Below are 12,851 nucleotides of genomic sequence, written 5' to 3'. Positions count from 1 at the left end.
TACTCTAAATAAAATGCTTAAAACATGACTTTTGTCACTTGAATAGCCTAAACCCAATTCCTATATTATGTGTTGGTTGTTGTATGGCATTAAGATTTAGTCGGTAACTAGCAAACCATTTTCCTTTTCGGTTGTATTGAAGTCCAAGACTAAGATTATCAAATTGAGAAATATTTCCGCCTGCTTCTGAGAATATATATAGACCACTTCTGTACGTCTTGGGATATTCAATGGTTTTGGTTACTGAAATTTCTCTAGGGACTTTAAGTTTGTATGATACTTCACTATTTAAAAGCTTACCTTCCACCAAACTATAGCTAAAAATATCTATATCGTCGTTGCTCAGCGTATCTCTGTAAGCTTTAGCTTCTGCAAAATGGTCTGTAACCATTTGTTTACCCGTTTGGTCCTCAATAATTTTTGAAACATTTGTTGTGTCTACATAAACCGTTTTATAGTTGGTCGTTTGAATCTTAAATGTATCTGTTTTGGTTTGCCAAATCGTATCTTTTACCACTGTTACTTTGGGTGATTGTTCTTGGGTTGGCGAACTGCACTTCCGATTAAAAAAGTTTATCAAAACGATTGCTAAAATGATATATAATATAGTTTTCTCTGCTTTCATGATTATTTATTTTTTCTTTTGCTAGTTCTCAATACATTCCGACAATTGTTGGAACACTCGAACTGACGATTAGCTTTAAAAGAAAGCCTCACTCTCTAACTTATTTTGCTTACTAAAATTCAGTTAGAGAGGTTCTTAGGCTTTTAATACTTGTCTGAATTACTATTGTTTATCCTTATCTTTTGAATCTTCTTTGGTTAAAGACTCAATAGTGTCTTTTAAGGGTGTTAACTTTATAAGATTGGCTAATGCTTTAAATGGGTTAATCCCATAAATAGCGTTGTAATTCTCTAGAATAGATTTTATCTCTGCTATAGCTATAAAGCCTGCAATTATCTTTAGAAAAGGCACTTCGTTAACGATGTGTTTTTCTAAAAAGAATGCTGCTAAAATCACCAAATTGTAGATAAAGAATTTAGATATGGTATGTCCAATTCTAGAACTTCTAATAGGCACGCTATTTTTTAATGAGGCGTACGATCCTGTAATAAAGTCTACAACAATTAAAAACACCATGGTGACCATAACACCATTGACTGGTGATAACAACGTAAGTAACCAGAATAAAAATTTTATGGCTTTTTCCATGGTTTTATTAGTTTTTTATAATCCAACACTCTATTTTTTGGGTATGCCTTTATGCATACCATGTTACGTTGGTTTCCTCCTAAGACGTATACATAGCCCTTGGTTTGCTTAATAAAAAAGCCTACGTGACCTTTCCAGCTCTCTGGAGATTCTCTCCAAAAAACCACAATATCACCGATTTCTGGGTTGATGATAGATTCGCCTACAGATAGCCAGCTGCGTGCTGTGAGTTTGCCTGAGTATTCATAACCACAGGTTTTTGCAACCCAATTAACAAAAGCACTACACCAGGCTGTTTCATCTTTTAGTTTTTTACCATCAAAACCTAAATCTGTAAAATATCTTATAATTCTTTGGTTGTCTTTGGAGCCAACAATTTCCTTAACGCCATATTCTGATAGCGCTTTATTAATAATGTTCATCTTACTGTTTGTTTAAAAGATTACTGATTTTGGAATAGAATTATTCCTTAGTTATTAAACATATGTTTAAATTAAAGGTTTAAGCAGACCAAACCTGTACCAAAGGTTACATTAGTTGTTATTATCTTAACCAGAATAGGGTTTAACCTAGGTTTATTAGTTTCTACTTAACACGAAATTTATTGTACAAACGGATAACCGTTGTTAGAAAAGCGAACACAAATATAAACATATTACACATGATAAATAAACATTTTACAAATAAAATATGTTAAATTTTGTAATTTGTTTTATTGATTTTTAGTGTGTTGGTCTGGTGTTTTTAAAATCGTTGGTATGCGATAAGATCCATGTAGTAATTTGATTTTTTTTAAAACTTTTTCCTTAGATATACCGATACAAGATATAAAGAGCAGATTTTTACTTTGGCCTCTATAGAAAGGTGTCGCCACTTGCTCAGTATTATGAAACGCCTTTTTAGCTATGCCAATCACTGGGATCTTCTCTCCCAAGGCTTGCCATAAGTGACCACCCAAACCAAATGATTTGTCATTATCTATATACACATGGCCATCCACTATAATTGCCTCGAGCGCGTTAATATCTACCAGTTTTAGTAATTGAAGAATACAAGGTAACTCGCGTTTATAAAATTGACCTGGTTCATAATCTGCAACAGTATTGATAATATCTGTGATAATACGTTGCGGAACCTCATCTTCCCAATGAAACAATACACCAACAGCTTTGGCATAGGTAGATTTATAATTGACGTCTATAGCAAGTAGCATTCTTATGGAAATAATTGGGTTAAAATAATAAAAGCTACGGATACCCACTTAACTTTTATTTTTACTTGTCTTCTTAACATTCATCGCACACGAGCGTTGGTGAGAGAATGTTTAAGGCTAAATACATATATGCAATAAAATAGCCACAGTGTTTCTGTGGCTATTCCTATTTGTTTTTTATTCGATTTTCTTTTTTGCCTCCTTCATCTGCTTTTTTATCTCTTCGGGAAACCATGGTAATATGGGGTTTTCTTTGAAAGACTGATATATCTCATCTGGGCCAAGAAACTCCTCTGTTAACTCAAGCTTCATGAGTTCTGCCTTAAATGTATCCTTAGTATCAAAATAAGTAAGCGTATGTTTCTCTGTATTGATTAGAAACCATTTTTGGGGCACATCAAATTCAGAGCCACTATTACCCTTTTTATAAGGCTTGTAGCCATAAATATAGATGTTCTGAACTCCGAAATACTGGGTAGGATCAATAATTCCCCCAAGTTCGTTTTCTAAACTTTCAGTGTCTAAACTCCAAACCCCATCTACAATTCTCATTAAACAATACGGTTTAATTAAAGGTAAAACAGAGATGTCTTGTGTGTTTTTATTGAGATAATAAAAACCGTCAACTCCTAAATTCTGATATGTTCTTATGTCTTCCATTTCTTCTTGCGACTTATCCCATTTTTTGCAACACATTAAATTGAACAAAAAAAACAATATAATTATTGGTTTTAAATATTTCATACTTCCTATTTTTTTTTTGTGCAGTTGAAATATACGTTTAAACTTTAATTCTATTTCCTCTTTTGTGTATTCGTCACTCCAATCTTTCTAATCCATTGTGGGCTTCGCTATTTTTATTATCTCTTCAGCTGTGTGTCATAAAACACAAAAAAGCCATAGGTTTCTTATGGCTTTTAATTTGGTCTAAAAATATTCCCTTTCTTTGGATTAACTCTATTTATTAACAAAACCGCTTAGAGTTTTACAGATTGTTTCATGAGAAAACTTTTGGGCTCTAAATCCAAAATTTGCAATTCTCTGGTTCTTTTTAAAAGTTTCAATAGTTGAATGTGATACTATAGTTTTTGAGCCCTAGCTGGCGCTAATCTCAGGCGAGTGCTAGCAAGGGGCAAAAACCATGGCTTATGCTATGGCTTAAAAATGGTACTTGTAGAATATGTATTGTAGAACTTTCTTTTTTTTATGGTTTTGTAGCACCAAAAAACAACTATTTAATCTTGAGGTTTGTTATTGCTTTTTCCTTTATTCCTCAACATAAAATAGCCCATCAACAAAACTAAACCGATAACCAAGAATATCAATGTTGAGTTTAGTACTTTCCGCCTTGTGATTTCTCCTCCCTGAACGGGCAAAAGCTTCCCATTATCCAGTGTTAAGTAATCTAACACAAATAAGTAGATAAACAAATTGTAGGCGAATATCAACAATGATACTATTCCTATGGCCAAAAGAACTGTTTTTACTTTTTTCATATGTTGCAAAAGCCACAGTCGGCTGTGGCTTTTGTGTTTTTAATGCTTTTGGTTTTCTTACCGCTATAAAAAACTAATCATAAAGTCCTTACAGTTCTCATGCTTTTCGCCTTCTGTACTAGCTAGCTTTTCTATAGAATAAAACCTTGCCGACGCTTCTTTTATAATGCTGTCCTTTACTTTTGCCCTATCGTAGAGGTACCGAAGCTCCTTGCACGAAAATCCATTCTTGTATTTTCTCGGTGCCTTTTTGTCTATGATGGGGTCTTCATGGAAGAACTTGATTGCTGTGCCCGTAAATACAGCGTTCTCTTCATTTTCCATATCTAATGACCTCAAAAAACTATAGCAAGTGAACTCTCTAACAGATGATTTTGGGTCTTGGTAGACATAAAAAATATTTAAATTGGGGCTAAACCCTGAAAACAAGTCTTCTTTTTGGGTTGTTGATTCTGATAAGGTGTCCGAAGAGGCTTTAAAAACCTTGCCTAATTCCTCAGGTGTTAATGAAATTTGTATAGACCCTTTTTTCTTTTCAAAAGCAATAATATCTGCCTTGTTATTACAATCTTCACATATCTTAAACTCATAATCGAAGTTGGTCTGTTCTAAACCTGTACAGCCTAAAATAAAGAAACCTAAGAGGATATGGGCTAATGATCTGGTTTTCATACTTTTTAAAAAAATTTATTGTATCAAATATACTATTAATTACTAATTATGTCACAAACTTTATTTTTGGCTTCTTCTATTCTTAAAACTTTAATTTGTGATTTATCCATAAATTCGTCTGCTATACTTAATAGTTCTTTTTTTAGTTTTAAGTTTCTTAAGCCGTATAGGTTTTTCTTTATTACATTTGACCTAAACTGATCATTGTCGTAATGCGCAAAGTCTAAAATATCCATCCCTTCGGTATTTAACTCTATAGTATAACTATTCTCAATGGCGTTCCGGATTCTTCCTTTTGAGCCTGAAGACATAAAGGTTTTGAACAAGTCCCCTAAGTAGCTAGTTAATTGATTGATTGAAACATTTTCTAGCGCAGGAAATTCTTCATTAAAAGCTCTTGGTAATGGTATATCATTAGCAATATCGTCTCCAAGTAAGAACCCTATGGTTTTTTGGTTAAAATCTACATCACTATTATAAGTAGTTCCACTGAGTTTATAATTAACTTTTTGGTCTTTAAACTCTACTCTTTTTTGTTTTAAATCATTAAACGCGTGAATAGGAAAGTTGTTGAGCATGCCGCCATCACCAAATAAGCCTTTGTAGTACAGGTTATAATTATCATCCCTGCCCCTATCAACTTTATAGTCTACATAAATAGGCTTAAACACTATTGGGATATTCATGGATATAGCCACGGCTTCAATAATCGGAAAATCAGGCGTGTGGTATGTTGAAAAGTACAAAGACCTTTGCTGAGAGATATTAACACCTGTAACCACTAAATCTACACCTGTGTATTTAAAAAAATCGTAAAAGGTTAAATTATCAGGCTTTGGTAAATTGATATTCCTTTGTTTTTTAACTTTTTGAATCAAATACTTGTCTATCATCTTTTTAAAAAACTTTCTAACTAATAATCCGGGAAATAGTCCTCGGTGATATAGTAAGCTATTTAAGTATGCTCCTCCAATATTATCATTGTTATTTAATAACCTGCCTCTAGGGTCAGCAAAAAATAATTTCTGTAACACCTGGTTATTTAGCACACCGCTTTTAGGGATAGTGAAATTTTGAATCGCTTCAGCTATATAATTTTCTTTATTAAAATAGTTCCTTAACGTTTCATAATTAAAAACCCGTTTTGTTTTAGTAACGAACCGATTCGACATGTTTGCGTCATCGAGAAATGTTTCTGCACCATTTAACCCAGACAGGCTTAATAGTCCAAAATCTTCAATTACCAAATTATAGGTTTTATGTAATTGTGTCGGGTTGCCCACTTCCAGCTTCTTAATCTCCTCTTCTATTTCTTCAGAACTCATACCCATAGCTAACATAAATGCAGTGATGGCTCCCGCAGAAGCGCCGCTGATTCCCTTTATTTTTCTGTCTTCTAAGTCTTCTTCAATATTTATTATTGAACGTCCTATTTGACCTCTTAGCTTTTCTTCTAATGCTTGAATAGCCCCTAGGTATACCAATCCCTTTCCGCCACCGCCTTCAAAAGACAAGTATTCTATTGTATTTATATCTATTTTCTTATTAGTACTCATTGTGTTTGTTTTTAATCATAAAAGCACACCCTCCCTCAACGAGAGGGTATGCTTAAAAAAATTTACTTAATTGTTTTATAGGTGTTAATTATGTAGCCACTACTACTCCAGAAGCTTCGTGGTCTTCGCAATAACAAGGGAGTCCGTTACCTTCTATAGCTCCGTTTTGTGCTTGTAAAACAGTTAATGCTGTTGGTACTCTTGTTTCCCAAGGATCGCCTTCTACAACGCCTTGTTGCTCTTGTAACTCCTCATCAATAGATAAGTAAAGTTCATCGTCTAAGACAGGGAGCTCTCCTCCGTCCCAGATTTCACCAGTCTCAAAGAAATTCATAATAGCTTTTTCAAATCCCGGTCTTACTGGTACAACAACGCGTGCCATTCCAGATTTTAAGAATGCCTGGAACACATTGTCATTGTCCTCTAAGCCGAAAAGGTCTGACCATTTGTTTTTGTCTGCCCAGAAGTATGGATAGAAGAGGTAGGTCATCAATTTCCAGTCGAACGCTTGCTCCATAAAACTTGTGAGCGCTGCATAGTTACCAAACGCCTCGTTATTTTGTGGAACCATTTCATCATTTGTTAGCTCGTTTACAAAATCTTTACCTATGGAAAGATGGTCCTTCATAAGGTAAATACAGTTCTTTTTAAGCTCTGTTTGCTCAATCTGTCTGTAATACAATGGATTAGAACCGTTAATGGAGAATAGGCTGTTACTGCTCTGTCCAAGTTCTTTAAGAGCAGAATCGTATTGTGCCTTTTTAGCTTCATAAGCAGTTACGATTTTATTAAAGGTCTCTAGCTGCCATTGTTCAAAAGCCTCTTCTTTTAAGTTACATTCTAATATAATATTGAATGCATAGGCACCAGCATCATACTCAACAATAGACACGCTTAGTTCATTTTCAAACTTATTATCTAAATAGAAGTTTCTATGCATGCCATCGTTAATAGTGGTTGTTGAGAAGCTAAATTTATCCTCACCTATTTGAAATTTGAATTTTAACAAGTTGTTGCCTCCTTCGTGAGACGTTACAAGTCTTATCTTCCCTTTGTTGCAGTAATAGTTCTCTGGAATCTGGATGTTCTGGTGAATAAAAGACTTCCAGCTCTGTGACTGTGGCTCTTCTTTAAAGCTCTTGGTTACGGCCATTTCTCCCATTGGAGGAGGTGTGATGGAGACGTTATACTTACCGGCCCAAAATGCATAATTAGAATCGTCGATATCTAAGTGGGTAGCTACGCGATTTAAATTTGGTGTTTCGTCTGGTAGTAACTGTGCTCTTGGATCTACAGGAACTTCTAGACTAGAATCATCAATATTATTTTCGTTAGCTTTTTGCTTTATATAATATGCAGCAGGCTCTGGTATATTGAATTCGTACATAAGGCGTTTGCCATAATTTACAACTCGGTTTTTGTAAACTTTATCTACCCATCTGTAAAGTCCGGCTAAATGATCACTTCCAGAAACATTATCTAGTGAGTGGGTATTTTCTTCTTGAAACTCTTCAATGATTTTTGTAATACGCTCTTCTCTGACCCTATCTACTATACGTTCCAATGCTCTCTCTGTAACTTCTTTTGCATAGCTAACAGCTTGAAAATCTGATTGTTCTGAAGAATTGATAGTCGCGTAATTAGAGTTAACACCCAGGCTTGTATTAGGCCCAGAAGTGGTTAAGGTTACTCCAAGATCAAAGGCAGAATCTTCTAATATAATCTGGGAAGTTTCTTGTTCTATTTCATGACGATCCGTTGAAGTCGTATCCCTTAATTGTTCGGTAGTTCTCTCATTTTCGGTAGTGAACGTGTTTTCGCTTCGCTTTAATATTTTATTTTTTCGCTCTTTAAACTCACCTTTCATTACATTCTCAATGTGAGACACTTCACCAGGTACATAACAACAGACTTCTTGTTCTACTCTTCTAAAATCACCTATCCCTAATCTAGTGACGCCCTGTATTTCTGAAGTTGTGCTTGAATCACCTGTACTGTTAAAATTACCTAAGTTATACCTCGTCTTTGTATCTACAACCTGTACAAACGTCAACTCTTCACCAGAAACGAGGGTAATACTACCCGTTAAAGTATATGTATCGGTATTTACCGGAAAACTAACTCCCATTGGAAACAATTTCATAGTCGTTAGACTTGTCCCAACAGTTACAAAGCCTTGTTGGGTAAAAGAGTCTCCGTTATTAAAATCTATTGTACATTCTACATTTGAAATTTGGGAAGTCTGCAAACCATTTAATAATAGCATAAGAGGTCTCGCCAAACCGCTTGGCATAAGCTCCATAATATTTGGGATATTGTAATCGTATGGAGATGGCGGTTGCTCGGTTCTTAAAACAGACCCTCCAATCTTTATAGCCTTTGGTAATTTGGATGTTTTGGCAAAAATTACTTCACTTTCTTTTTTTGTTTTTTCATTGATAGCTTTTATGACTTCTGAAAACTCATCGTAAGCATCTAATTCTTCGGACTTAAATAACTCTAGGGAGCTCTCTTCTAATTTGCCAGTCATATATGCCTCAGTAATTGCTTCTTCCCTAACAAAGGAGAAATCCGGTATGACCAAATCTGGATAGGTCTTAGCACTAAAGGTTTTCCCTGTCTTAGGATCTGTCTCTTCTACAATTACAGGTGTAGCTTCATCATACAATTTTTGAACATCTGAATTGTATTTATCCAACGCTTCTTTATAGGTCTTTTTGTTGGCTTTAGTGTAAGCTTCCTCAATAGGTCGCAACTCTTTCTTTAATTGCTTGTAAGCATCAATCCTTGCTTTTGCTAAGTCTACTTCGAGCGTATCACTAATGGTGCTTAGCTGGTTTTTTGAGAGCTGCTTTGAGTTACTTGATTTGATAGAAGAACTTGTAAGAATAAGGTTTTGAGGCATTACAACACTTGCATTAGCACGTCTTGTAAATTCTTGTGCCTGGTCTTCAGTAAATGTTATTTCTTCAGAAATCCCTTCAGAGAATTTTAAAAAGGCATTTAGGAATTTATTGGCAATTAACATCTGAATTAAAGCCTCTCTTACATATACAGAGCTCTTATTAATTGTTTGATAAACGAGGTTATCCCACAACACAATTTCCTCTTCTGGTTTTAAAACGCTAAGGTTTTCAGTGTTTTTACTTATATCTGTATATGATAACACATTTTTGTTCCGCGTTAACCAATGTGAAAATTGGTAAAAGCCAGTGTTTAGAGATTTGACCTCTACCCTGTTTTTTAATGGACTGAAGCTTTCAGCAACATTTTTTATGGCTGCAACACGTTCTTCTTCTTTACTTACTTCCTTAATCGCATCTAAAAATTTACTTAGTGGCGTTGGGGAATCTAGCTCTGGATGGAAAACAAAGCCCTTATAGTCTTCATTTTCTTTTTTTTCAATTAATTGTGGATTTCGCAAAGTCACAAACCTGAATAGGTTTTGTTTAATTTCTGTACTCATTTTTTAATTTTAAAGTTTATACATTCATTTAAGTTCTTTACACAGAACTGTTTAATTTTCGCTTCTCCAACAGGTTATGTGTGTACAATCGCCTTAATACAAGGCATAAACTTTAAATATTCCATAATTCAGCTATTACTGATTAATGGAATTTCTACTAAGATTTTAAAGACGTCTTTGGAATAAAATCTAGAAAAAACATTTATATTATTACAAATGTTTGAATTTACTACTAATTTAATTATATTAGCAACAAAATAGAGTACAAATATACATCATTTTACAAATTAAAACAAACATATTTTAAATTATTTTGTAAAAAGTTTTATTTATTTTTCTTATGGAAGCAATAGACGATAAAATAAAAGCAATCATTAATCACTTTAATCTCAATAATTTTGCTTTTTCTAAACGCATAGGTGTTACAGGTACCACTATAGACAGCATTGTTAATGGTCGTCCTCAATCTGACGGATCTCGAAAGAAAACCAAACCTGGTTATGATGTATTGTCATCTATAATTGAAGAGTTTGATATTAATCCTGATTATCTCTTTGGAAAAAGTGATGTGATGCTAAAATCTGAGGTTGCTATAAATCCAACATATTCTGGAATGCCCCAAGTAATTGCAGTAAATCAAACCGGAAATGAAAATGTAATTTATGTACCTGTTAAGGCTAGAGCTGGATATCTAAATGGTTATGGAGATCCAGAATATATTGAAACCTTACCGTCTTTCAATATGCCACATCTTACAAATGGTACATATCGATGTTTTGAGGTTAAAGGTAACTCCATGGTAAGAACATTTTTTGATGGTGATTTGGTCTTTGGTAAATATGTGGAAGATTTAAGAGATATTAAGGATGGTCGTGTCTATGTTATTGTTAGTAAAAATGATGGTATTGTCTTAAAGCGTGTTATTAATAGAATTGCTGAACGTGATAAACTCATTTTAAAAAGTGACAATAAAGATGGTAACTATCCAACTTATACTATAAATACAGAAGAGGTTGTTGAGGTTTGGTATGTTACCATGTATGCTTCTAAACAAATGCCAGAACCAGTAGATATCTATGATCGTTTACATGAATTAGAAAGTAAAGTTGTTGATCTAGAAGGTGTTATTCAACGAAAAAGTCTTAATTAGTTATCTTCATCATTTACCAATGCAATTTAAATACGGAAAAAAAGACAAACTAAAAAGTAAAAAAAGCATTGAGCGATTGTTTAATGAAGGTAAGTCCGTAACAGTTTATCCTTTAAAACTTATTTTTCTACAAACAGAATTTGAAGACAACAGTATTTTAAAAACTGGTGTATCTGTAAGCAAGCGACTTCATAAAACAGCTGTAGCAAGAAATAAAATAAAACGATTACTTAGAGAGGCCTATAGACTTAATAAGCCTTTATATTTTAACAATAGTTCAACATCTTATGCGTTTATGATATTGTATTTTAGTAAGGATGGAACAAATTTTGATGAAATAGATAACAAAATGAAATTGTTATTTGAGAAATTCTTAAATAAAACAAGAAAAGATGAAGAATCTACTACATAAAAAAATAGTAATACCAGCAGTTGCTGTGGTTATCTTTTTAAGCACTACAGCTTTTAAAAATGACTTCTTTGAAATTGCTAAGCAGATTGAAATTTTCACAACAATGTTTAAAGAGTTAAACATGAATTATGTTGATGAAACCAATCCTGGAGATCTTATGGATACTGCTATAAAGAGTATGCTAGATGATTTAGATCCATATACACAGTTTTATAACGAACAAGATGTAGAAGCTTCTAGAATAAATAATGCTGGTGATTATACAGGTATTGGTGCTAAAGTTTTAACGCTAAAAGATAAATTGGTTATTGTAGAACCCTATAAAAACTATGCGGCCGATAAAGCTGGCTTAAAAGCTGGAGACGAGATAATTAAAGTAGATAATGTGGTGGTTTCAGATTTTAAAGATGATGCTGCAAATTTATTGCAAGGTGCTGCTGGTACAGAAGTTAACATTACTTATAAAAGACAAGGCAAAACCAATACGGTTAAAATTATTAGAGAATCATTAGAGATTAAAGCCGTACCACACTACTCAATGATAGATGATAAAACTGGCTACATCGTATTAAGAAAATTTAATGACAAAGCATCTTCAGAAACCTTAGGAGCGCTTAGAGCCTTAAAAAACCAAGGTGCTAAACAACTTATTTTAGATTTAAGAGGAAATCCAGGTGGTTTATTGCACGAGGCTGTAAATGTCACTAATATTTTTGTACCAAAAAATCAATTAGTTGTAACTACAAAATCTAAGGTAAAAAAGTACAATAAAACGTATTACACAAAGCGCGATGCTATTGATACAGAAATACCATTAGTAGTTTTAATAGATGGTCGAAGCGCATCGGCAAGCGAGATTGTTTCTGGTGCTTTACAAGATATGGATAGAGCTGTTGTTGTTGGCACACGTAGCTTTGGTAAAGGTTTAGTACAGCGTCCTAAACCATTAACTTATGGTACACAAATGAAGATTACTATTTCACGTTATTACACACCTTCTGGTCGTTGTATACAAGCTTTAGACTATTGGAATAGAGATGAAAACGGAAAAGCCACTCGTGTTAAAAAGGAAAATTACAATGAATTTAAGACTAAAAACGGAAGACCTGTATATGATGGTGGTGGAGTACAACCAGATATAGAAGTGGAATTTGCTAAACAAACACCAATAACAAAAGCTATTTTAAGCGAAAACTCAGTTTTTAACTTCGCAACAGATTATTACTATCAAAATTCAGTTGAAAATTTAAAAGAGTTTCAACTATCTGATAGCGAATTTAAATCCTTTAAAAGTTACCTAAAAACTACTGGTTTTAATTTTGAAACTAAAACAGAAAAAGCCATTAGTGATGCAATGGAAATTGCTAAAGAAGAGGAATTAGAAGGAGTTATAAATTCAGAATATCATAATTTATCAGCAGCGTTACAAGCTTATAAATCCAATGCTATAGATGCTAATAAAACCCAATTAAAATCTTTATTAACGGACGAAATTATTAAACGTTACTTTTATAGCGAAGGCTTATATACCTATTACACAGCTAATAATACAGAGATTAAAAAAGCTTTAAGTATACTCAATAATCCAAGTCAGTATGCTAATATTTTGAGGTAATATATATACGCTTGCATAGTTACAAAAACACGTATTGCAAAAAATTATTTATATTTAA

General features: G+C 33.5%; 11 protein-coding genes. 3 read left to right on the top strand and 8 right to left on the bottom strand.

The window, feature by feature from the left end:
- Positions 1-34: 34 nt before the first annotated feature.
- The 8 genes from ACXAFS_RS01860 to ACXAFS_RS01825 form a co-directional block, all read right to left on the bottom strand.
- Positions 35-625, bottom strand: a complete 591-nt coding sequence (locus ACXAFS_RS01860) for a hypothetical protein (RefSeq protein WP_475304923.1) — start codon at positions 623-625, stop codon at positions 35-37.
- Between the two features lie 162 nt (positions 626-787).
- On the bottom strand, positions 788-1,213 hold the full coding sequence (locus ACXAFS_RS01855; protein WP_475304921.1) for a phage holin family protein: 426 nt from the start codon (positions 1,211-1,213) through the stop codon (positions 788-790).
- The gene (locus tag ACXAFS_RS01850) at positions 1,198-1,635 is read right to left on the bottom strand and encodes a TIGR02594 family protein (protein WP_475304920.1); all 438 of its coding nucleotides are present in this window, start codon (positions 1,633-1,635) and stop codon (positions 1,198-1,200) included. Before ACXAFS_RS01850 ends, ACXAFS_RS01855 begins: the two co-directional genes overlap by 16 nt.
- A gap of 290 nt (positions 1,636-1,925) precedes the next feature.
- Positions 1,926-2,426: an endonuclease V gene (locus ACXAFS_RS01845; protein ID WP_475304919.1), complete on the bottom strand. Its 501-nt coding sequence runs from the start codon at positions 2,424-2,426 to the stop codon at positions 1,926-1,928.
- 177 nt (positions 2,427-2,603) lie between these two features.
- Positions 2,604-3,170: a hypothetical protein gene (locus tag ACXAFS_RS01840; protein ID WP_475304917.1), complete on the bottom strand. Its 567-nt coding sequence runs from the start codon at positions 3,168-3,170 to the stop codon at positions 2,604-2,606.
- An 815-nt stretch (positions 3,171-3,985) separates the two neighbouring features.
- Positions 3,986-4,594, bottom strand: coding sequence for a hypothetical protein (locus ACXAFS_RS01835; protein ID WP_475304916.1), 609 nt, complete (start codon positions 4,592-4,594; stop codon positions 3,986-3,988).
- 35 nt (positions 4,595-4,629) lie between these two features.
- Positions 4,630-6,150: a patatin-like phospholipase family protein gene (locus ACXAFS_RS01830; RefSeq protein ID WP_475304915.1), complete on the bottom strand. Its 1,521-nt coding sequence runs from the start codon at positions 6,148-6,150 to the stop codon at positions 4,630-4,632.
- Positions 6,151-6,238: 88 nt separating this feature from the next.
- Positions 6,239-9,616, bottom strand: coding sequence for a hypothetical protein (locus tag ACXAFS_RS01825; RefSeq protein WP_475304913.1), 3,378 nt, complete (start codon positions 9,614-9,616; stop codon positions 6,239-6,241).
- Between the two features lie 340 nt (positions 9,617-9,956).
- Between ACXAFS_RS01825 and ACXAFS_RS01820 the strand changes: the two genes are divergently transcribed.
- From ACXAFS_RS01820 to ACXAFS_RS01810, 3 genes are read left to right on the top strand one after another with little or no spacing between them, the layout of a single operon-like run.
- Positions 9,957-10,766 (top strand): S24 family peptidase, encoded by an 810-nt coding sequence (locus tag ACXAFS_RS01820; protein ID WP_475304912.1) that lies wholly within the window; start codon positions 9,957-9,959, stop codon positions 10,764-10,766.
- A gap of 19 nt (positions 10,767-10,785) precedes the next feature.
- Entirely contained in the window at positions 10,786-11,178 is a 393-nt protein-coding gene (gene rnpA / locus ACXAFS_RS01815; protein WP_475304911.1) for a ribonuclease P protein component, read from the top strand.
- Entirely contained in the window at positions 11,159-12,793 is a 1,635-nt protein-coding gene (locus ACXAFS_RS01810; RefSeq protein WP_475304910.1) for a S41 family peptidase, read from the top strand. The genes rnpA and ACXAFS_RS01810 overlap by 20 nt, the downstream gene beginning before the upstream one ends.
- The last annotated feature ends 58 nt before the right edge of the window (positions 12,794-12,851 follow it).

The organism is Winogradskyella sp. ABM4_392, assembly GCF_056160445.1.
The sequence above is the reverse complement of the archived record's forward strand: the minus strand, read 5'-3'. Positions and strand labels throughout refer to the sequence as shown.

Excerpts from the sequence above, each read along its gene's own strand:
- ACXAFS_RS01835 (WP_475304916.1), bottom strand. The coding sequence starts at position 4,594 with ATGAAAACCAGATCATTAGCCCATATCCTCTTAGGTTTCTTTATTTTA.
- ACXAFS_RS01830 (WP_475304915.1), bottom strand. The coding sequence starts at position 6,150 with ATGAGTACTAATAAGAAAATAGATATAAATACAATAGAATACTTGTCT.
- ACXAFS_RS01840 (WP_475304917.1), bottom strand. The coding sequence starts at position 3,170 with ATGAAATATTTAAAACCAATAATTATATTGTTTTTTTTGTTCAATTTA.
- ACXAFS_RS01810 (WP_475304910.1), top strand. The coding sequence starts at position 11,159 with ATGAAGAATCTACTACATAAAAAAATAGTAATACCAGCAGTTGCTGTG.
- ACXAFS_RS01820 (WP_475304912.1), top strand. The coding sequence starts at position 9,957 with ATGGAAGCAATAGACGATAAAATAAAAGCAATCATTAATCACTTTAAT.
- ACXAFS_RS01850 (WP_475304920.1), bottom strand. The coding sequence starts at position 1,635 with ATGAACATTATTAATAAAGCGCTATCAGAATATGGCGTTAAGGAAATT.
- ACXAFS_RS01845 (WP_475304919.1), bottom strand. The coding sequence starts at position 2,426 with ATGCTACTTGCTATAGACGTCAATTATAAATCTACCTATGCCAAAGCT.
- ACXAFS_RS01860 (WP_475304923.1), bottom strand. The coding sequence starts at position 625 with ATGAAAGCAGAGAAAACTATATTATATATCATTTTAGCAATCGTTTTG.
- ACXAFS_RS01825 (WP_475304913.1), bottom strand. The coding sequence starts at position 9,616 with ATGAGTACAGAAATTAAACAAAACCTATTCAGGTTTGTGACTTTGCGA.
- ACXAFS_RS01855 (WP_475304921.1), bottom strand. The coding sequence starts at position 1,213 with ATGGAAAAAGCCATAAAATTTTTATTCTGGTTACTTACGTTGTTATCA.
- rnpA (WP_475304911.1), top strand. The coding sequence starts at position 10,786 with ATGCAATTTAAATACGGAAAAAAAGACAAACTAAAAAGTAAAAAAAGC.